Raw genomic sequence first — 19,408 nt, 5'->3', positions numbered from 1 at the left:
TGCTCGCCACTCTCTACAGCTGTGATGGAGACGGACGGGTCGACTGTACGACCACTCCCACCCCGCCCGACACCGGGTGACGCACTGTCAGGTCCTCAGCTCTTTCCGAGCCGTCCCTTGAGTGCCTCCAGGACGACCTCCGGCACCAGGTGGGAGATGTCGCCGCCCCACTGGGCGACCTCCTTCACCAGCGAGGAGGACAGGAAGCTGTAGGTGGGGCTGGTCGGGATGAACAGCGTCTCGACGCCCGAGAGGCCGTTGTTCATCTGGGCCATCTGCAGTTCGTAGTCGAAGTCGCTGACCGCCCGCAGACCCTTCACGATGGCGGGGATGTCGCGCTGCTTGCAGAAGTCGACGAGGAGGCCGTGGTAGGCCTCGACCTGGATGTTGCCGTACTCGGCGGTGACCTCGCGGATCAGCTCGATCCGCTCGTCGACGGTGAACAGGCCCTGCTTCGACTGATTGATCATCACCACGACGTGCACGACGTCGTAGAGCCTGGAAGCGCGGGCGATGATGTCGAGGTGTCCATTGGTGATGGGGTCGAATGACCCCGGACAGACGGCGCGGCGCAACTGTGGTCCCTCGCTCTCCGGTCCGGTCATCGTGCGTCTTCGCACGTAGAGGCGGCGCGACCGTACCAAAACGTCCCCTCGCCGTAGCGACGGGCCCGGATCGCGTCGAAACCGTCCGGCCAGCTGAATTCGCCGCCCCTGGTGCTGCGCTCCACGGTGACGAGCGCTTCGGCCGCGAGCCAGCCCTGCGTCCGGAGTGTGAGCAGAATCTCGCGAAGATCGTCGTCGGACACGGCGTACGGGGGGTCGAGGAAGACCAGGTCGTACGGATCCGTCGGCGCCGATCCCTGGATGATCTGCTCCGCTTTGCCCGATCTGACCTCGGCGCCGGGCAGGCCCAGCGTTTTCACGTTCTCGCGGATGATCCGGGCCGCGCGGGCGTCGGCCTCGACGAGGAGGGCGTGGCCGCCGCCGCGGCTGAGCGCCTCCAGGCCGACGGCGCCCGAGCCCGCGTACAGGTCGAGGACCCGCTCGCCCTCCAGCGGGCCGCCGAGCAGGGACTGCCAGGTGGAGAAGAGTCCCTCGCGCGCCCGGTCGGAGGTGGGGCGGGTGCCGGTGCCCGGCGGGACGGCCAGACGGCGTCCGCCGGCCCGGCCGGCGATCACGCGGGTCATGAGGGTCCTTTGCGCTGGAGGTGTGTCGGGGCCAGTCTCTCAGCCCTTGTCCAGGTACTGCTCGCGCTCCTCGTCGAGGAGGGCCTCCAGGGCCGTGCGCAGGCCGGGGAGGGCGGTGAGCTCGGGGTCGGCGGCGACGACCGCGGCGGCCTCCTCGCGGGCCTCGGCGATGATCTCCTCGTCCTCGATGACGGCGAGCATGCGCAGCGAGGAGCGGACGCCCGACTGGGCCTGGCCGAGCACGTCGCCCTCACGGCGCTGTTCGAGGTCGATGCGGGAGAGCTCGAAGCCGTCGAGCGTGGACGCCACCGCGGTCAGCCGCTGGCGGGCCGGGCTCGCCTCCGGCATCTCGGTGACCAGGAGGCAGAGTCCGGCGGCGGAGCCACGACCGACGCGGCCGCGCAGTTGGTGGAGCTGGGACACGCCGAACCGGTCGGCATCCATGATCACCATGGCCGTGGCGTTCGGCACGTTCACCCCGACCTCGATCACCGTCGTGGCGACCAGGACGTCCGTCTCGCCCGCGGCGAAGCGGCGCATCACGGCGTCCTTGTCGTCGGGCTGCATACGGCCGTGCAGGACCTCGACCTTGAGTCCTTGGAGAGGTCCCCCCGCGAGCTGCTCGGCGATGTCGAGGACGGCGAGGGGCGGGCGCTTCTCGGCCTCGTCCTCGGGGGACTTCTTCTTGGCCTTCTTCGGGTCGGCGGGTTCGTCGATGTCGTCGCCGATGCGCGGGCAGACCACGTACGCCTGATGGCCGTTCTCCACTTCTTCGCGCACGCGCTCCCACGCGCGCGTGAGGAAGTGCGGCTTGTCGGCGGCGGGGACGACATGGCTGGCGATCGGCGAACGCCCGGCGGGAAGCTGGTCGAGGACCGAGGTCTCCAGGTCGCCGAAGACGGTCATCGCGACCGTGCGCGGAATGGGCGTGGCGGTCATCACCAGGAGGTGCGGCGGCTGCTTGCCCTTGCCGCGCAGGGCGTCGCGCTGCTCGACACCGAAGCGGTGCTGCTCGTCCACCACGACCAGGCCCAGGTCGTGGAACTGCACCTTGTCCTCGATCAGCGCGTGGGTGCCGATCACGATCCCGGCCTCACCGGTGACGAGGTCGAGCAGCGCCTGCCGCCGCCCCGCCGCCCCCATGGAACCGGTGAGCAGCACGACCTTGGTGGAGTGCTCGGACCCGCCGAGCATGCCGCCCTCGGCCAGCTCGCCCATCATCTCGGTGATCGACCGGTGGTGCTGCTGGGCGAGCACCTCGGTCGGCGCGAGCATCGCGGCCTGCCCGCCCGCGTCGACGACGGCGAGCATGGCGCGCAGGGCGACCATCGTCTTCCCGGAACCGACCTCTCCCTGGAGCAGCCGGTGCATGGGGTGCTCGGTGGCGAGGTCGTCGAAGATCTCCTTGGAGACCTTCTGCTGGCCCTCGGTGAGGGTGAAGGGCAGCTTGGCGTCGAAGGCGGTCAGCACCCCGTCCGGCTTGGGCAGACGGGCCACGGCGGGGAGTTGGGCGTCGGCGTGGCGGCGGCGGGCCAGGGCGACCTGGAGGACGAAGGCCTCGTCCCACTTGAGACGGGCGCGGGCGTCATGGATGTCCGCCTTGGTGTGCGGGCGGTGGATCTTCACAAGGGCCTCGGGCAGGGAGACCAGGCCGCGGCCGTCCCGGAGGGAGTCCGGCAGCGGGTCGACGGCCTCCTGGGCGCTGAGCAGCACCGTCTGCACGGACTTGGCGATCTTCCACGACTCCAGCTTGGCGGTGGCCGGGTAGATCGGGATGAGCGCGCCCGCCCAGGAGTCGACGGTCTCGGCGGCGTCGTCGCTGTCGGCGCGCAGCGGCTCGTACGCCGGATGGGCCAGCTGGAGACGGTGGTTGAAGACGGAGACCTTGCCCGAGAACATCGCGCGGGTGCCGGGCAGCAGGTCCTTGTGGGGTTTGTGCACACCGTTGCCGAAGAAGACCAGCTGGAGGCGGCCGCTGCCGTCGGTGATGGTCACTTCGAGGCGCTGGCCCTTGCCGCGGGGCGCCTTGGCGGAGGCGAAGGTGAGCAGGCGCGCGTCGGCGACCTGGGCGACCACCGTGACGTGCTCGTCCATGGGCAGGTCGGCGAGGTGGGTGAGCTGCCCGCGCTCCTCGTATCTGCGCGGGTAGTGGTGCAGCAGGTCGCCGACGGTGTGCAGGCCGAGGTGCTCGGCCATCACCTTCGCGGTGGGGGGACCGAGCACCTTCTTCAGTGGTTCATCGAGCGCGGGCACGAGATCCATTGCACACCACACCACTGACATTGCCGTATACGTCCCGGAAATCCGCTGGTCAGACGGCTCGTTCCGGGCCTAGGATGACGCGCTCCGGCCCTCTTCGCGGTCACCGTCCCCCGGGACCGCCCGACCCCGCGCCGTCGCACGTCCCCCACCCTCGGCGCAGCGACGATGGACTCCCAGACCTCACAGCCATCACAGGCATCCCCGTCACCTCACACCTTCCAGGTCGACCTGCGTGGTCTGGTGGACCTGCTCTCCCATCACCTCTACTCCAGTCCCAAGGTCTACCTGCGCGAACTGCTGCAGAACGCCGTGGACGCGATCACCGCCCGGCGGGCTGAGCAGCCGGACGCCCCGGCCGCCGTGCGCCTGTACGCCGAGGGCGGCACCCTGCGTGTGGAGGACTCCGGCATCGGGCTCACGGAATCCGACGTGCACAGCCTCCTCGCCACGATCGGCCGCAGTTCCAAGCGGGAGGACGGCCTGCAGGCGGCGCGCTCCGACTTCCTGGGGCAGTTCGGCATCGGGTTGCTGGCGTGTTTCGTGGTCGCCGAACGCATCCGCGTCGTCAGCCGCAGCGCGCGTACGCCTGATGCGGCGCCCGTGGAGTGGACGGCGACCGACGACGGCTCGTACACCGTGCGCACGCTGCCGCACGAGGCCCGTACCGAACCGGGTACCACCGTGCACCTGGTGGCGCGCGCCGGAGCCGGCGAATGGCTCACCGAGGAGCGGGTCCGCACCTTGGCCCGGGACTTCGGCTCGCTGCTGCCGTACGACGTACGCGTCGGTGACGAGGCGATCGCGGAGCTTCCTGCGCCCTGGGACCGCGCCCATCCGAGCCCCGCCACCCGCAGGGTGGCCCTGGCCCGGCACTGCCACGACCTGTTCGGCTTCACCCCGCTGGACACGATCGACCTGAACGTGCCGCTCGCCGGAGTCCGCGGCGTGGCGTACGTCCTGCCGTCCGCGGTCAGCCCGGCCCAGCGCGCCGGCCACCGGGTGCACCTGAAGGGCATGCTGCTCACCGAGCGGGCCGAACAGCTGTTGCCCGACTGGGCGTTCTTCGTGCGCTGCGTCCTGGACACGGACAGCCTGCGGCCCACCGCCTCGCGCGAGTCGCTGTACGAGGACGAGACCCTGGCGGCCGTACGCGAGGCCCTGGGCGAGCGCATCCGGTCGTGGCTGACGGGGCTCGCGGCGGGCGACCCGGAGCGTCTGGCGGCCTTCCTGGCGGTGCACCACCTGGGCGTGAAGTCCCTGGCGCGGCACGACAACGAGATGCTGCGCACGATGCTGCCGTGGCTGCCCTTCGAGACGACCGACGGACGGCTGTCCCTGGAGGAGTTCGCGCTGCGTCACCCGGTGGTGCACTTCACGCGGACCGTGGAGGAGTACCGGCAGGTCGCGCCCATCGCCTCCGCGCAGGGCATCGGGGTGATCAACGGCGGCTACACGTACGACAGCGAGCTGGTGGAGGCGTTGCCGTCGGTGCGTCCGGGGACGGTCGTCTCGGAGCTGGACGCCGACACCGTGACGGCGCACCTGGACGCCGTCGACCCGGCCGAGGAACTGGCCCTCTCGGGCTTCCTGATGGCCGCCCGGGCCAAGCTCGACCCCCTGGGCTGCGACGTGGTGCTGCGCGCCTTCCACCCGCTCTCCGTGCCCGCCCTGCACCTGGACGACCGGGCGGCCCGTCACGAGCAGGCCCGCGCGGAGGCCGAGGATCAGGCCGACGACCTGTGGGCGGGCATTCTCGGCTCGCTGCGCGGCAGCGCGCCCCGTGCCCGCCTGGTCCTCAACCACCTCAACCCACTGATCCGAAGGATCAGTTCACTGCGCGACCCGGAGCTGATAGGCACCGCCACGGAGTCCCTCTACGGACAGGCCCTCCTCATGGCGCAGCGCCCCCTGCGGCCCGCCGACTCCGCGCTCCTCAACCGCGCGTTCATCGGCCTCCTGGAGTGGGCCACCCACACCGAGCCCGGGAAGGACGACCTCCGATGAGCCAGGCCATGGGCATGGACTTCGACACCCTGCGCCAGGCGATGGCGGACAACCAGGAGCAGCCGGAGGGTCCGGCACGCAACGCGCGCGCGGAGCAACTGCTCGTCGAGGCCGAGAAGCTGAACATCCCGCTCGCCGTGATCGAGGCGCTCGGGCATCAGCTGAAGGTCTACAACTACAGCTCCGAGAAGGACAAGATGTTCGTCCCCTTCGCGCGTCTGCTGCGCATGTGGGACGAGCACCCCGAGGACTTCGACGAGTACGAGACCCACTCCCTGCACTGGGTCTTCAAGTGGATGTCGGCCGGCATGCTCGACCAGCCGCACATCCCGCTCGCCTCCATAGAGAAGTGGCTCGGCGAGATGGAGCACCGTTACCGGCTGGCCGGGCACTCCGAACGGGCCGTGCGCGGAGCCGAGTTCAGCGTCGCCGCGCACCTGGGCGACCTGCGGCGCGCCGAGCGGGCGTACACCGCCTGGCTGGCCGCCGACCGGGACACCATGGCCGACTGCCACGCGTGCGAACTCCACAGCCAGGGGTGGTGGCGGGCGGAGCGCGACGCCGACGAGGAGGCGCTGGAACTGTGGCGCCCGGTTCTGGAGGGCGAGTACGCGTGCGCCCACGAGCCGCACACCGTCCTGGCGTCCTCCTTGGTCCCCCTGCTGCGTCTGGGCCGCCTGGACGAGGCCCGTGCCCATCACCTGCGGGGCTTCCGGCTGGTGCGCCCCATGGAGAGCATGCGCGGCGCGTACGCGGACCACGTGGAGTTCTGCGCGCTCTCCGGCAACGAGGCGCGCGCTCTGGAGCTGCTCGCGGAGCGGCCCGCCTACTTCACCGACTCCGGGGACCCGCGCAGCAAGCTCGACTTCATGGCCGTGACGGCCCTCCTCATGGACCGCCTGACCGGGCTCGGTCTCGGCGATCAGCCGGTGCCGGGACCGGCGGGCCGGGAGTGGACCGCGAGCGGGCTCGCTGTCCACGCGCGCGGGGAGGCCCTTTCCCTGGCGGCGCTCTTCGACGCGCGCAACGGCACGTCGTACGTCAGTGAGCGGGTGCGTGGGCGGATGGACCAGCGGCCGTTGGTCGAGCGCTTGCCGCTGGGGGTGCGGTCCCGGTCCGCGCGACACTTGTCGCCTTCGGGTTCCGCTGCGGGTTCGGGTTCCGCGGCGGCTTCGGCTTCGGCCCGATCGTCGGCCGCCTTCCTGGAGTCGGATGCCGACTCGGACCCGTCCTCGCTCCCGGCGCTGCTGGCCGAGGCGCGGCGGCTGTCCGCGACCCGGAGCCCGGACGCCGTCGAGGCGTGGGCGGCGGTCTCACGGGCCGCCGAGGGCCAGGAACTGGACGTCCGCGACCGCGCGGAGATCGCCGACCACGCGGCGATGGAACGCGGTCCCGAAGGCATCGAGCTCTTCCATGAGGCGGCCGCGCTCTACGCCGAGGCGGGCGATCCCGGCGAGGCGCTCGCGGCCCGCGCCCGTGCCGCGTACGTCCTCGCCCTCACCGGCGGGCCCGAGGAGGCGCTCGCGAGGGTCTCGGAGCTGTACGAGGGGGTGCTCGCCCTCCTCACGGACGGCGGGACGGGGGTGTCCCAGGCGGCGTCCGTGCTGGTGGGACGGGCGCGGATATTGATGCTGTTGGTGCAGGAGGACGCGGACGAGGGCGAGTCGGGGGCGACGGCTTCCGAGGGGACGGCTTCCGGGACGGCCGGTTCCGGGACCGCCGCGGACGAGGTCGTGGGCGCCGCCGAGGCCGCCGTGCGGGAGCTGCTGGCGCTGGCCGAGCCGCACCTCTCGGACGTGCGGATGGCCTCGCGGGCCGCGGAGGCGCGGGCGATGCTCGGGGAGCTCGCGGCGCACGCCGGGGACGCCGAGGCCGCCGCAGAGCTGCTCGGGCAGGCCGCGGCCGCGTTCGTGGCGGCGGGATTGCCGTGGTTCGCCGTCGAGTACGAGTCCCGGCTGGCCGGGATCGCCCGGCACCTGGGCGACGCGGAGGAGGCCGAGCGGGCCGCACGCGCGGCGCTGGAGCACGGAGGACCTCGCCTGGAGCCGATGGGCCACGCGCAGCTGCACCTGCAGCTCGCCGAGGTCCTGGGCGCCACCGGGCAGTTCGGGCCCGCCTCGGAACACGCCCTGGAGGCCGCGCACTGGGCCGACGAGGCGGGCGAGGGGCCCACACTCGGCGCCTGGGCCCGGCACCAGCTCGGCGGGTTCCTGCTCCGTCAGGGGCGGTGGGCCGAGGGCGCGGAGATCCTGGAGTCGGCGCTGCCCGACCTGACCACCGACATGCACGGTGACGGTGCGATCGTGCAGACGCGGTGGTGGCTCGGCGACTGTCTCACCGAGCTCGGCGAACACCGTGCGGCGGCCGAGCACTGGTTGCGGGCCGCGGACGTCGCCCGGCACTGGCCCGAGCAGCGTGACCACGCGATGCTCGCCCATCTCGCCGCCGAGGCGCTCGGCCACGCCGAACTGCCCGCGCAGGCCGAGCAGGCGTACGTGCGCGCCGGTGACCTGTGGCGTGACCTCGGCAACGTCCACGGTCGGATCCGGTCGCTGCGGGCCCGGGCGTGGGTCGCGTTGCGTACGGACTCGGGGCTGGACGGGGCGCGGGAGTCGATGGCGGCGGCGGTGCGGGAGTGCGAGGAGGGGCTTCGGGCGGTGTCGTCCTCCGTTGGGGCCGAGGTTGTGGAGGCCTCGGATGCCGTGGCGGGCTCCGATGCCGCGGAGCGCCGTCATCGCCTCGTCGCCGAACTCGGTCACACCCACCGGCAGTTCGGTGACCTGGTCGCCCGTTCCGTTCCGGACGACGCGGAGGAGGCTCTGGCTCACTACACGCGGGCCATCTCCGTCTTCGCGTCCCTTGGAGAGGACGCCCTCGACGCGCGCACCGGGGCCGAGCTCGCGGCGGGGTGGCTGGAGGCCGATCTGCTCCGGCCCGCGGCGGCCACCGCACGCGCGCGTGCGGTGCTTTCCGCGTACACGGGTAGGGACGGGGAGATCGCGCAGGCGCGTCGGGCCGAGGCGGAGAACATGCTGGGCATGACGGAGAAGGCGTGATGGAGAAGCAGCGGGACCGGTGACGGGGCGGGGCGGCGGGGGTTCCCGCCCCCGCCGCCCCTCCCCGTTCCCGTCCCCTGGGGGCTACTCCACCCCGATCAGCAGCAACGCGCCCTGTCGACCGCCCCGGTACGCCACCGTGTCCACGGCCAAGTACGACTCCCGGACCCGTGCTTCGAGGTGGGCGGCGATGGAGCCGGGAGCGTCGTCGCCCAGGACGAGGGTGACCATCTCCCCGCCGGCGGCGAGCATGCGGTCGAGGACGGTTTCGGCGGTGGCGGTGATGTCGGAGCCGATCACGGCGACATCGCCGTCGATGAGCCCGAGGACGTCGCCCGCCTGGCAGATGCCGGCCATGGTCCAGGACTGACGCTCGGCGACGGCGACCTCGGCGTAACGGGTGGCGCCCGCCGCCGAGGTCATGGCGACGACGTCCTCGTCGAAGCGGCGTTCGGGCTCGTGGACGGCGAGCGCGGCGATGCCCTGGACCGCGGAGCGGGTCGGGATCAGCGCGACCCGGACGCCTTCCGTACGGGCCTGCTCGGCGGCGGCCGCCGCCGTGTGCCGCAGGTCGGCGTCATTGGGCAACAACACCACCTCACGCGCGTGGGCCCGGCGTACGGCCTCGACGAGTTCCCCGCTCGCGGGCGGTTCCCCGGGCCGCGCGAGCACGGTGGTCGCCCCGGCCTCGGCGTACAGCCCGGCCAGCCCTTCGCCGGGCACGACCGCCACCACGGCCCGCTGCGCCCGCTCCCGGGGCGGCCGCCCGGCCGCGCCCGCCGTGTGGGCGTCGCCGAGCCCGAAGTGCGTGATCCGGATCCGGTACGGCCGCCCGGCCTCGACCCCCGCCTCCACGGCGGCACCGGCGTCGTCCGCGTGCACATGGACGTTCCACAGCCCGTCCCCGCCGACCACGACGAGCGAGTTGCCGAGGCGGTCGAGCCGGGCCCGCAACCGCGCCATGTCCGCGTCCTCCGCCTCCAGCAGGTAGGTCACCTCGAAGGCCGGGCCTTCTTCCCCGGTCGGCTGTCCACGCACACGCCGTTCACATCCACACGGCCCACGCCATCCACACGGTCCACCCCACTCACGCCGTCCATGCCATTCACGCGCGTGTGGACCTCGCCCGCCACCCGTCCGGCGCCCGGGGACTCCCCCGTGAACGTCTCCGCCAGTGCCGCCAGCACCGCCAGCAGCCCCCGCCCACCCGCGTCGACCACTCCGGCACGCGCCAGCACGGCCAGCTGGCCGGGGGTCGCCATGAGGGCCGCCCGTGCTCCCTCGTAGGCCGCGCACGCGACCGTGCCGCAGTCGCCCTCCGTGCCGGTGGCCGCCTCGGCGGCGGCCGTGGCGACCGTGAGGACCGTGCCCTCCACGGGGTGCGCGACGGCCTCACGTGCGGAGTCGGCGGCCTGTCGCAGGGCCAGCCGGAGGGCCTGTCCGTCGGTGTGAGCGCTCTCACCATCGGTCGCACCGTCGGTCTCACCACGGGCCTCACCACCGGCCTCACCGTCGGCGGCGAGTACCTGCGCCATGCCGCGCAGCAACTGCGCGAGGATCGTCCCGGAGTTCCCGCGGGCCCCGATCAGCGCCCCGTGCGCCATCGCCCGCACGGCGTCGGCGAGCGTGGGCAGACCAGCCCCCGAGACCTCCGTGGAAACCGCCCCGGAGGCAGCGGACCCTGTGGGACCGACGGCCCCCGTCACGGTCTCGTAGCCCGCGAAAACCGCCTCCACCGCCGCCGTCGCCGACTCCACCGTCAGATACAGATTCGTCCCGGTGTCCCCGTCCGCGACCGGGTAGACATTGATGGCGTCGATCTCCTCGCGCGCCCGCCCCAGCGCCTCCAGCGCGAGGCCGCACCAGGTGCGCACCGCGAGAGCATCCAATGTCTGCGGCACCTGCGGCACCTGCGCCTCCTTGAGCGTCTGGACGTGGCACGCAGCGTAGTCCCCGAATGGGTTACTGACGGTAGGGGACCCCAAGGAGGGCCGGGGTGAGCCCCGGGGCAGCCATGGTAGTTTCGTTCTCCGGACGCAGTCGTTGTATGCTGCTCCAGTTGCCCGATTCGATCGGGTCTTCCCCCTGGCACCGCCACTCAGATCCTAGATCTCGATTCCGGCATGCCGGGATCAACCGTAAGAGCATCTGAAGTCTTTGGAGTGACCCGTGGCTGCCAACTGCGACGTCTGCGGCAAGGGGCCGGGCTTCGGCAACAACATCTCGCACTCGCACCGCCGTACGTCCCGTCGCTGGAACCCCAACATCCAGCGCGTCCGTACCGTGGTGGGCGGGACGCCGAAGCGCGTGAACGCTTGCACCTCGTGCATCAAGGCCGGCAAGGTCTCGCGCTGACGCAACGCTAGCGCGCGGCCACTGCTGGTTCGCTTAAAAACCGGTCCACCTTCACGGTGGGCCGGTTTTTTGTTGTCTTCTTGCTTCCATCCGCTGTGCCGTGTCGGGCATGGGGTGCCCCACGCGCGCGTGGCCCCGTCTTCCGGAGCTGCCAGAATCTGCCGAATGCGCTTCGGCGTCCTGGGCCCCCTCGAGATCCGCACCACGGACGGCAGCTCCCTGGACCCCGGCTGCGCAGGCGGCTCGGCCCCGACACCGGGATCGAGGCCGACCCCACCGGTTACCGCATCGCCTTCTCTCCCGAGGCCGTCGACGCCCACCGCTTCGAGCGGCTCTCCCGCGACGGAACCGCGGCCCTCGCCCGAGTGCCCCGCCTCGAAGAGCTGAGGCTCAGTGCCTTGCAGGACCGACTCGACGCGGACCTCGCGCTCGGCGGCGGCCCCGCACTCGTCCCGGAGCTGTGGGAACTGCTCGCCGGCGCAGGCCCTGCGGCTGATGGCCGAGCTCTCCTGGTTCTGGCGGTTGCGCGGTCTCTACGGAGAGCAGGCGGCCACGGCCCGGGAGCTGCTCGCGGCCGTGGGCGCCGAGCCGCCCGCGGGTCTCGCGGAGGAGTACGTCCTGTGCGTGATCAACGCGCTCTCGGGTGAGAGCGGCGATCCGGCCGACCAGCGGCGCCTGGCCCGTGTCGAGGACGTCCTGGCCGGGCTGAGCCGACCCCTGCGGCTGCCGTTCACCGTGGTGCTGTGGTCGGTGCCCACCACGAACGACCGGGTGCGCGGGCAGGTCGGGGGCGACGCGTGGGGGCGGGCTCTTCTTGATGTCGGCCTCGGCTTCCAGGAGCAGTTCGCCGGGCGTCCGAGGAGTCGTTCGCACGGTCTCCGGCGGGTTTTCGCGCGACCGGGGACCGCTGGGGCATGGCGAACTGCCTCGACCCGCTGGGCATGTTCGCCGACTGGCGCGGGGACCACCGGCGCGCACTCGAACTGCTCGACGAAGGGCTCTCGTACGTCAAGGAATTGGCCGCTTCCGAGGAGACCTCGGATCTCCTGCGCACCCGTGCGACCGTGCTGCCGCACCAGGGGGAACTGGTCGAGGCGAGGGAGCACTTCAGCCAGGCCCTGACGCCGGCCCGCACCGTGGGCCTCGCCGACAAGCTGGCGGGTGCCCTGCGGGGCCTGGGCGTCGCCGCTCGGCTCGCGGGAGACACCGGCCACGCGCGTGCGCTACAAAGGCGCCCTGGGGGTCTGCGCCGCCAACTGGTACGGCAGGGGGAGAGCGTGCGCATCCTCATCGGCCTCGGCCGTTCCGCGGCCACGGAGGGGCGCCTCGACGAGGCGCGTGACTGGGCCCGTCAGGCGGCCGACCTCGCCGTCGAGAGCCCCGGAGTACGGGAACTCACCGAGTCCGCGGAGGCGTTGTCGGTCCTCGCCGACTCCCCCGAGCGCGCCGCAGTCCTGCTGGGCGCCGCCGTCGGCCTGCGTGGGGACCGAGAAGGCGGCCACCGGCATCGAACTCCGCGCGTACCCCGCCTGACGGGGTGGGCGGCTACGACTCGATGTCCCCGAAGTGGTCCCAACCGCCCTTGCTGGTCCAGGGCGCGCCGTCCACCGTGACCTGGGGCAGCGCCGAGGGGTTGAGGACCTCGCCGATCACCTTCCAGCGCGCGGGCAGCTTCACGTCCGGCGGGAAGGCCGCCACGATCGCGTGGTCCTCCCCGCCGGTCAGCACCCACTGGATGGGGTCGACACCGACGGCCTGGCCGATGTCGTTCATCTGGGAGGGGATGTCGATCGCGCCCGAACGGATGTCGATCCGCACCTTGCTCGCCTCGGCGATGTGGCCCAGGTCGGCGATCAGCCCGTCGCTCACGTCGCACATCGCCGTCGCGCCGAGCCCGGCGGCGGCGGGACCCGCGTGGTACGGCGGCTCGGGGCGGCGGTGGGCCTCGACGAAGGCGCGCGGTGAGCGGAAGCCGCGGGAGAGCACCGCGTGCCCGGCCGCGGACCAGCCCAGCCAGCCCGTCACGGCGATCACGTCACCGGGCTGGGCGCCGCCCCGGGTGACCGGCTCGTGATTGCGCAGATCGCCGAGCGCGGTGATCGAGATCATGATGGTGTCTCCGCGCACGACATCGCCGCCGACCACGGACGCGCCCGCGACCTGGCACTCGTCGCGCAGCCCGTCCATCATCTCGGAGGGCCAGGTGGCCGGGAGTTCGGCCGGGACGACCAGACCGAGCAGCAGCGCGGTCGGCACGGCGCCCATCGCGGCGATGTCCGCGAGGTTCTGCGCGGCCGCCTTGCGCCCGACGTCGTACGCCGTGGACCAGTCACGGCGGAAGTGCCGCCCCTCCAGGAGGATGTCGGTGCTCGCCACCACCCTGCGGTCGGGCGCGGCCACCACCGCGGCGTCGTCGCCCGGGCCGACCCGGACCGCCGGGGTGGTGGTGAGACGCGAGGTGAGCTCCTTGATGAGCCCGAACTCCCCCAACTCGCCCACGGTGCCCTTCATGATCGTACTGCTCCCTCTGCCGCTACCCGTGCCCGGTCGCGAGCCGTCTCTGTACTCGGTACGGTCGAGTTGACCGTCAACTTGTGCAGTCCGTGCACCCCGGCGCGCAAGCCCCAGCCACCGCGGGTCTCCCCGTGGCGAGCGGCGACGCGATACCGTGGCGTTCCTTTTCCCCACATGATCCTCGTGGCCGCCCTGGAGGTTCCGTGGTACAGGCGTACATCCTGATCCAGACGGAGGTCGGCAAAGCGTCGACCGTCGCCGAGACGATCAGCAAGATCCCGGGGGTGATCCAGGCCGAGGACGTGACAGGACCGTACGACGTGATCGTGCGCGCCCAGGCCGACACGGTCGACGAACTCGGCCGCATGGTGGTCGCGAAAGTCCAGCAAGTGGACGGCATCACCCGTACGCTGACCTGCCCGGTGGTGCACCTCTAGCCCCCGTCTACCCTTGGCCGGTGAACTTCTCCCGTCACCGGCACACCGCTCTCTTCGGGCCGCCCGTTCTCGCCCTGTTGATCGCCGCCACAGGCTGCTCCTCAGCAGACGACGGCGGATCGGCCGCGGTTCCCAGCCCGGGGGCGAAGGTCACCGGGCTGTGTCAGAACCTGGACAAGGTGCTGCCGCAGAAGATCGACGGCCTCGACCGGAACGATCCCGAGCCCCGGTCCGCGCTGACCGCGGGCTGGGGAAGCCCGGCGATCATACTGCGCTGCGGTGTCGAACGACCCGCGAAGATGAGCGACCAGAACGCGCTCAGCGGCGAGGTGAACGGCGTCGGCTGGCTCATGGAGAAGCAGGACGACGGCTCGTACCGCTTCACCACGAGCCTGCGGCGCGCGTATGTCGAGGTCAGCGTGCCCAAGAAGTGGGTCCAGCGGGACGGGTCGAACGCGCTCGTCGACCTGGCCGCGCCCATCAAGAAGGCGATCCCCGAAGGGATCGCCGACTGACGTACACACGTGCGCGCGGGGACGTGCGCCCTGGAGCGGAGCCCCGGTGTCCCAGGTCTACCGAAGCCCCGTCGGGCGGCGCAGCGCCGCCCCGATCAGGCGGTCCACCAACTCCGGGTAGGCCACGCCGCTCGCCTCCCACATCTTCGGGTACATGGAGATGGGCGTGAAGCCCGGCATGGTGTTGATCTCGTTGATCACGAACTCGCCGTCCTCGGTGAGGAAGAAGTCCGCGCGCACCAGGCCCTCGCAGGAGGCGGCCTCGAAGGCGTCGACCGCGAGCCGCTGGACCTCGGCGGTCTGCTCGGAGGTCAGCGGGGCGGGCACGAGACCGGGCGTCGAGTCGATGTACTTCGCCTCGAAGTCGTAGTACGCGTGCGACTGCACGGGCGGGATCTCCGCGGGCACGCTGGCGCGCGGACCGTCCTCGAACTCCAGCACCCCGCACTCGATCTCGCGGCCGCGCAGCAGCGCCTCCACGATGATCTTCGGGTCGTGGCGCTGGGCCTCCTCGATCGCCTCGTCGAGGCCTTCGAGGGAGTCGACCTTGGTGATGCCGATCGAGGAGCCCGCGCGCGCGGGCTTGATGAACAGCGGCCAGCCGTGCTCACCCGCGAAGTCGATGATCTTCTTGCGGGCGGCGGACTCGTCGCGCTCCCACTCACGGGGCCGGATCACCACGTACGGGCCGACGGACAGCCCGAAGGAGGTGAACACGCGCTTCATGTACTCCTTGTCCTGGCCGACGGCCGAGGCGAGCACACCCGCACCGACGTAAGGGACTCCGGAGAGTTCCAGGAGGCCCTGGAGGGTGCCGTCCTCGCCGTAGGGGCCGTGCAGCACGGGGAAGACCACGTCGACCTCACCCAGGGCCTTGGGGACCGATCCGGGCTCGCTGTAGACGACTTCGCGGTTGGCCGGGTCGACGGGGAGGATCACGCCGCCCTCGCTCGACTCCGCGAGCTGCTCCACGTCCGGCTGACGCCGGTCGACGATGGCCATCCGGTCCGGTTCGTCGGCGGTGAGCGCCCAACGGCCGTCCCGGGTGATGCCGATCGGCAGGACGTCGTACTTCGTCCGGTCGATGGCGCGCAGGACGGCGCCGGCCGTGACCACGGAGATCCCGTGTTCGGAGCTGCGGCCGCCGAAGACGACGGCCACGCGCGGCTTGCGAGGCGGCTGCTCAGGGCTCTGGGGGAGGTTCTCGGTGCTCATATCGCGTTGAGAGTACCCGTTGGTACGGCGCTGAGTCAGCGCCCCACCGCGGCCGTTGTCCAACGTCGCACGGGTGGTCGCTCAGCGTCGTACGAGCCGTTGCGGAGCGTTGATTCCCGGCGCCGCGGCGTCGCTCCTCAGCGGCGCTCGGCCTTGGCGCTGCGCCCCATCAGCTCCTTGACCGCGACGACCGGCGACTTGCCCTCGTGGACGATGCCGACGACCGTCTCGGTGATGGGCATGTCGACGCCGTGCCTGCGGGCCAGATCCAGCACCGACTCACAGGACTTGACGCCCTCGGCGGTCTGCTTGGTGACCGCGATGGTCTCCTGGAGGGTCATGCCCCTGCCGAGGTTGGTGCCGAAGGTGTGGTTGCGCGACAGCGGCGAGGAGCAGGTGGCCACCAGGTCGCCGAGGCCCGCGAGTCCGGAGAAGGTCAGCGGGTCGGCGCCCATGACGACACCGAGTCGGGTGGTCTCGGCGAGTCCGCGCGTGATCAGCGAGCCCTTGGTGTTGTCACCCAGGCCCATGCCGTCCGCGATGCCGACGGCGAGACCGATCACGTTCTTCACCGCGCCGCCCAGCTCGCAGCCCACCACATCGGTGTTGGTGTACGGGCGGAAGTACGGGTTGTGGGTGGCGGCCTGGAGGCGCTGGGCGACCGCTTCGGAGGTGCAGGCGACCACGGCGGCGGCCGGCATCCGGGCGGCGATCTCACGGGCCAGGTTCGGTCCCGTGACCACGGCGATACGGTCGGCGCCGACCTTGGCGACGTCCTCGATGACCTCGCTCATCCGCATCGCGGAACCGAGTTCGACGCCCTTCATGAGGGAGACCAGGACCGTGTCGGGCTCCAGCAGCGGCGTCCACTCGGCGAGGTTCCCGCGCAGGGTCTGCGAGGGCACGGCGAGCACGGTGAAGTCGGCGTCACGCGCGGCCTCGGCGGCGTCGGTCGTCGCCCGCAGGTTCTCGGGGAGTTCGACGCCCGGCAGGTAGTCCGGGTTCGTACGCGTGGAGTTGACCGCCTCGGCGAGCTCGGCGCGCCGCGCCCACAGGGTGACCTCGCACCCCGCGTCGGCGAGCACCATGCCGAAGGCCGTACCCCACGATCCGGTCCCGAAGACGGCCGCCTTGACCGGCTTGCTCACGTGCTCTGCCCCTCTTCCTGCTGTGCCTGTGCCTGCCGCTGGGCCTGTGCCCGCTCCTGAGCCCTCTCCTGGGCCCGGGTACGCCTGCGCTGTTCGATCCGTACCTGGCGCGGGTCGTAGGGCGTCTCAGGGGCCTTCTCGCCGCGGAGCTCCTCCAGCTGCGCGGTGATGGCGGCCATGATGACCTCGGTGGCCTCCTTCAGGAGGTCCGGGCTCATCTCCTTGTCGTAGAAACGCGACAGGTCCACCGGAGGGCCCGCGAGAACGTGGTGGGTCTTGCGCGGAAGGAGGTTGGGCTTCTTGGCGTACGGCGGCAGCAGTTCGTTGGCACCCCACTGGGCGACCGGAATCACCGGGCACTTGGTCTGCAGGGCGACCCGGGCGGCACCGGTCTTGCCGGTCATCGGCCAGCCGTCGGGGTCGCGGGTGAGGGTGCCCTCGGGGTAGAACGCGACGCACTCGCCGCGCTCCACGGCGTCGATCGCGGCCCGGAACGCGCTCAGCGCGTCGGTGCTCTCGCGGTACACGGGGATCTGTCCGGTGCCGCGCATCGCGGCCCCCACGAATCCCTTCCTGAAAAGCCCGGCCTTGGCCAGGAAACGCGGAACACGCCCGGTGTTGTACTGATAGTGGGCATACGCGAACGGGTCCACATGCGAATTGTGGTTCACCGCGGTGATAAATCCGCCCTCAGCCGGAATGTTCTCCATTCCGCGCCAGTCCCGCTTGATCAGAACCACCAGTGGCGGTTTGCAGAGGACCGCTGCGAAGCGGTACCAGAAGCCGATTCTGCGGCGGGGCACGCGGACACCTTCCTCTTAGGGCCTGGGGGGCCGCACAAGTGTCGCCCCAGGCCGCCTGTCTGTCGAGAACACCGTACGCCCCGACGTCCGGACCGCCAGGGGTGCCGGGTCACAATGGGCGCGACAAGGGAGGAACGGAGCGCTCGTGCAGTGGACCTTGGTCATCCCCCTCAAAGCCCTCTCGCGGGCCAAGAGCAGGCTCTCGGACACCGCCGCCGACGCGGTGCGCCCCGGACTCGCCCTCGCCTTCGCGCAGGACACCGTGGCGGCCGCGCTGGCCTGCGCGGCGGTCGGCGATGTGGCGGTCGTCACGGACGACGTGCTGGCCGGGCGGGAGCTCGCCGCACTGGGAGCGTGGATCGTGCCGGACGAGCCGGGAGGCGGTCTGAACGCCGCGCTGGCGCACGGAACGGCGGCCGTACGCTCCCGGAGTCCCGAATGCGCCGTGGCCGCCCTGAACGCCGATCTGCCCGCGTTGCGTCCCGTGGAATTGGCCCGGGTACTCGATGCCGCCGCCGAATTCCCGCGTGCTTTTCTCTCCGATGCGGCCGCAATCGGCACCACTCTGCTGGCCGCATCTCCCGGCCGGGAATTGCGTCCCGCCTTCGGCACCGATTCCCGAGTACGCCATCGCGCCTCGGGAGCCGCGGAACTCCTCCTCACCGCGGTGGATTCCGTACGCCAGGACGTGGACACCGGCGACGATCTGCGCGCCGCGCTCGCCCTGGGGGTGGGCCCACGCACGGCCACACTGGCGGCGAAACTCCTGATCCCGGGCCAACCGGGCACCTGAACGCCCTGGGGCCCGTCCGGCGGATCACACCGGATACGCGGGCCCTAGCCGCGTGAACCTGCGTTCGCCGGAGCCCGGTCCGCCGGACCCACCGGCGGCGTACACCGGCGCTGGATAGGCTTTCGGCATGCAGGCGACCGCGTACACGTACGACCCCGACACCCGTAGCGGACAGGTGCTGCTCGACGACGGCACGCCGGTGCCCTTCGACGGCGCGGCGTTCGACGCCGGCGGGCTCAGGCTGCTGCGCCCGGGACAGCGCGTGCGCATCGAGACCGAGGGCGACGGCGAGGTCCGCCGGATCACCCTGGTGACGCTCCAGACCTTCTGACCGGGCCCTCCCGCCAGGTCCCGGACACGCCGCGGGCCGGGCTCCCCGTGGGAGTCCGGCCCGGCGCGTGGGTTGTGCTGCGTCCCTGCTTCTAGCGGGCGGTGGCCTTCTTGGCGGTGGTCTTGCGAGCCGTCGACTTCTTGGCGGGGGCCTTCTTGGCGGTCGCCTTCTTCGCCGGGGCCTTCTTGGCCGTCGCCTTCTTGGCGGTGGTCTTCTTCGCCGCGGTCTTCTTGGCGGTCGCCGTGGTCTTCTTGGCGGTCGTCTTCTTGGCGGTCGCCGTGGTCTTCTTCGCCGCGGTGGTGGTCTTCTTCGCGGCCGTCTTCTTCACGGCGGCGGTGGTCTTCTTCGCGGCCGTCGCCCTCTTGGCGGTGGTGGCCTTCTTGGCCGCGGCCTTCTTCACGGTCGCCGCGGCGCCGCCGGTCAGGCTGCCCTTGGGCGCCTTCTTGACCGCGACCTCGCCACCACGCGGGAGCTTCTTCGAGCCGCTCACCAGGTCCTTGAAGCCCTGACCGGCGCGGAAGCGCGGCACAGAGGTCTTCTTGACCCGAACACGCTCACCGGTCTGCGGGTTGCGGGCGTAACGAGCCGGACGGTCTACCTTCTCGAAGGAACCGAAGCCGGTGACCGAGACCCGGTCCCCGCCGACAACTGCACGGACGATCGCGTCCAGTACGGCGTCGACCGCGTCGGCGGCCTGCTGACGCCCGCCGACCTTGTCGGCAATCGCTTCTACGAGCTGCGCCTTGTTCACGTCTTCCCCTTCGGAGACATTGCCCGAACGAATGC

General features: G+C 71.6%; 16 protein-coding genes and 2 pseudogenes. 9 read left to right on the top strand and 9 right to left on the bottom strand.

Annotated features, from left to right (window positions below):
* Positions 1-95 precede the first annotated feature (95 nt).
* The 3 genes and pseudogenes from coaD to recG all read right to left on the bottom strand — a co-directional run bounded on the left by coaD (position 96) and on the right by recG (position 3,451).
* Positions 96-605: a pantetheine-phosphate adenylyltransferase gene (coaD, locus tag AAFF41_RS33275; RefSeq protein WP_054235386.1), complete on the bottom strand. Its 510-nt coding sequence runs from the start codon at positions 603-605 to the stop codon at positions 96-98.
* Positions 602-1,192, bottom strand: a pseudogene (gene rsmD, locus AAFF41_RS33270) (16S rRNA (guanine(966)-N(2))-methyltransferase RsmD); the annotation flags it as partial. The gene coaD and the pseudogene rsmD, both read right to left, overlap by 4 nt.
* A gap of 36 nt (positions 1,193-1,228) precedes the next feature.
* A complete protein-coding gene (recG, locus tag AAFF41_RS33265; RefSeq protein WP_343325099.1) occupies positions 1,229-3,451 on the bottom strand; it encodes an ATP-dependent DNA helicase RecG in 2,223 nt (740 codons plus the stop codon).
* Positions 3,452-3,616: 165 nt separating this feature from the next.
* Here recG and AAFF41_RS33260 point away from each other — a divergent pair, with 165 nt between their 5' ends.
* Entirely contained in the window at positions 3,617-5,455 is a 1,839-nt protein-coding gene (locus AAFF41_RS33260) for an HSP90 family protein (RefSeq protein ID WP_319747176.1), read from the top strand.
* Positions 5,452-8,511: a tetratricopeptide repeat protein gene (locus AAFF41_RS33255; protein ID WP_319747175.1), complete on the top strand. Its 3,060-nt coding sequence runs from the start codon at positions 5,452-5,454 to the stop codon at positions 8,509-8,511. The genes AAFF41_RS33260 and AAFF41_RS33255 overlap by 4 nt, the downstream gene beginning before the upstream one ends.
* A gap of 84 nt (positions 8,512-8,595) precedes the next feature.
* On the opposite strand, the pseudogene AAFF41_RS33250 reads toward AAFF41_RS33255, so the two are convergent.
* A pseudogene (locus tag AAFF41_RS33250) lies at positions 8,596-10,421 on the bottom strand (DAK2 domain-containing protein).
* A 259-nt stretch (positions 10,422-10,680) separates the two neighbouring features.
* Between AAFF41_RS33250 and rpmB the strand changes: the two are divergent.
* The 3 genes from rpmB to AAFF41_RS33235 all read left to right on the top strand — a co-directional run bounded on the left by rpmB (position 10,681) and on the right by AAFF41_RS33235 (position 12,479).
* Positions 10,681-10,866, top strand: a complete 186-nt coding sequence (gene rpmB / locus AAFF41_RS33245) for a 50S ribosomal protein L28 (RefSeq protein WP_003993230.1) — start codon at positions 10,681-10,683, stop codon at positions 10,864-10,866.
* A 56-nt stretch (positions 10,867-10,922) separates the two neighbouring features.
* Complete coding sequence (locus AAFF41_RS33240; protein ID WP_343325098.1) at positions 10,923-11,513, top strand: AfsR/SARP family transcriptional regulator; 591 nt, start codon at positions 10,923-10,925, stop codon at positions 11,511-11,513.
* A gap of 267 nt (positions 11,514-11,780) precedes the next feature.
* Positions 11,781-12,479: a tetratricopeptide repeat protein gene (locus tag AAFF41_RS33235; RefSeq protein ID WP_343325097.1), complete on the top strand. Its 699-nt coding sequence runs from the start codon at positions 11,781-11,783 to the stop codon at positions 12,477-12,479.
* Here AAFF41_RS33235 and AAFF41_RS33230 read toward each other — a convergent pair.
* Positions 12,412-13,377: a thiamine-phosphate kinase gene (locus AAFF41_RS33230; protein ID WP_054235392.1), complete on the bottom strand. Its 966-nt coding sequence runs from the start codon at positions 13,375-13,377 to the stop codon at positions 12,412-12,414. The two genes, AAFF41_RS33235 and AAFF41_RS33230, sit on opposite strands and share 68 nt — an antisense overlap.
* A gap of 206 nt (positions 13,378-13,583) precedes the next feature.
* On the opposite strand from AAFF41_RS33230, the gene AAFF41_RS33225 reads away from it, so the two are divergent.
* Both AAFF41_RS33225 and AAFF41_RS33220 read left to right on the top strand, forming a co-directional pair.
* Complete coding sequence (locus tag AAFF41_RS33225; protein WP_028802415.1) at positions 13,584-13,817, top strand: Lrp/AsnC family transcriptional regulator; 234 nt, start codon at positions 13,584-13,586, stop codon at positions 13,815-13,817.
* Between the two features lie 20 nt (positions 13,818-13,837).
* The gene (locus AAFF41_RS33220; protein ID WP_319747169.1) at positions 13,838-14,332 is read left to right on the top strand and encodes a DUF3515 domain-containing protein; all 495 of its coding nucleotides are present in this window, start codon (positions 13,838-13,840) and stop codon (positions 14,330-14,332) included.
* A 57-nt stretch (positions 14,333-14,389) separates the two neighbouring features.
* Here the strand turns inward: AAFF41_RS33220 and AAFF41_RS33215 are convergent, their stop codons facing one another.
* The 3 genes from AAFF41_RS33215 to AAFF41_RS33205 form a co-directional block, all read right to left on the bottom strand.
* Positions 14,390-15,547 (bottom strand): D-alanine--D-alanine ligase family protein, encoded by a 1,158-nt coding sequence (locus AAFF41_RS33215; RefSeq protein ID WP_319747167.1) that lies wholly within the window; start codon positions 15,545-15,547, stop codon positions 14,390-14,392.
* 137 nt (positions 15,548-15,684) lie between these two features.
* Entirely contained in the window at positions 15,685-16,695 is a 1,011-nt protein-coding gene (locus AAFF41_RS33210; protein ID WP_343325096.1) for an NAD(P)H-dependent glycerol-3-phosphate dehydrogenase, read from the bottom strand.
* On the bottom strand, positions 16,692-17,498 hold the full coding sequence (locus tag AAFF41_RS33205) for a lysophospholipid acyltransferase family protein (RefSeq protein ID WP_319747162.1): 807 nt from the start codon (positions 17,496-17,498) through the stop codon (positions 16,692-16,694). The genes AAFF41_RS33210 and AAFF41_RS33205 overlap by 4 nt, the downstream gene beginning before the upstream one ends.
* A 145-nt stretch (positions 17,499-17,643) precedes the next feature.
* Between AAFF41_RS33205 and cofC the strand changes: the two genes are divergently transcribed.
* Both cofC and AAFF41_RS33195 read left to right on the top strand, forming a co-directional pair.
* A complete protein-coding gene (gene cofC, locus AAFF41_RS33200) occupies positions 17,644-18,291 on the top strand; it encodes a 2-phospho-L-lactate guanylyltransferase (RefSeq protein WP_319747160.1) in 648 nt (215 codons plus the stop codon).
* 127 nt (positions 18,292-18,418) lie between these two features.
* Positions 18,419-18,622, top strand: coding sequence for a hypothetical protein (locus AAFF41_RS33195; RefSeq protein ID WP_343325095.1), 204 nt, complete (start codon positions 18,419-18,421; stop codon positions 18,620-18,622).
* Positions 18,623-18,713: 91 nt separating this feature from the next.
* On the opposite strand, the gene AAFF41_RS33190 is transcribed toward AAFF41_RS33195, so the two are convergent.
* Entirely contained in the window at positions 18,714-19,373 is a 660-nt protein-coding gene (locus AAFF41_RS33190; RefSeq protein ID WP_054235399.1) for an HU family DNA-binding protein, read from the bottom strand.
* Positions 19,374-19,408 lie beyond the last annotated feature (35 nt).

Source organism: Streptomyces mirabilis (assembly GCF_039503195.1).
Classification (GTDB): Bacteria; Actinomycetota; Actinomycetes; order Streptomycetales; family Streptomycetaceae; genus Streptomyces; species Streptomyces mirabilis_D.
This window is presented reverse-complemented; position numbering and strand designations above follow the sequence as displayed.

Excerpts from the sequence above, each read along its gene's own strand:
- AAFF41_RS33235 (WP_343325097.1), top strand. The coding sequence starts at position 11,781 with ATGGCGAACTGCCTCGACCCGCTGGGCATGTTCGCCGACTGGCGCGGG.
- AAFF41_RS33215 (WP_319747167.1), bottom strand. The coding sequence starts at position 15,547 with ATGAGCACCGAGAACCTCCCCCAGAGCCCTGAGCAGCCGCCTCGCAAG.
- coaD (WP_054235386.1), bottom strand. The coding sequence starts at position 605 with ATGACCGGACCGGAGAGCGAGGGACCACAGTTGCGCCGCGCCGTCTGT.
- AAFF41_RS33260 (WP_319747176.1), top strand. The coding sequence starts at position 3,617 with ATGGACTCCCAGACCTCACAGCCATCACAGGCATCCCCGTCACCTCAC.
- AAFF41_RS33230 (WP_054235392.1), bottom strand. The coding sequence starts at position 13,377 with ATGAAGGGCACCGTGGGCGAGTTGGGGGAGTTCGGGCTCATCAAGGAG.
- recG (WP_343325099.1), bottom strand. The coding sequence starts at position 3,451 with ATGGATCTCGTGCCCGCGCTCGATGAACCACTGAAGAAGGTGCTCGGT.
- AAFF41_RS33255 (WP_319747175.1), top strand. The coding sequence starts at position 5,452 with ATGAGCCAGGCCATGGGCATGGACTTCGACACCCTGCGCCAGGCGATG.
- AAFF41_RS33195 (WP_343325095.1), top strand. The coding sequence starts at position 18,419 with ATGCAGGCGACCGCGTACACGTACGACCCCGACACCCGTAGCGGACAG.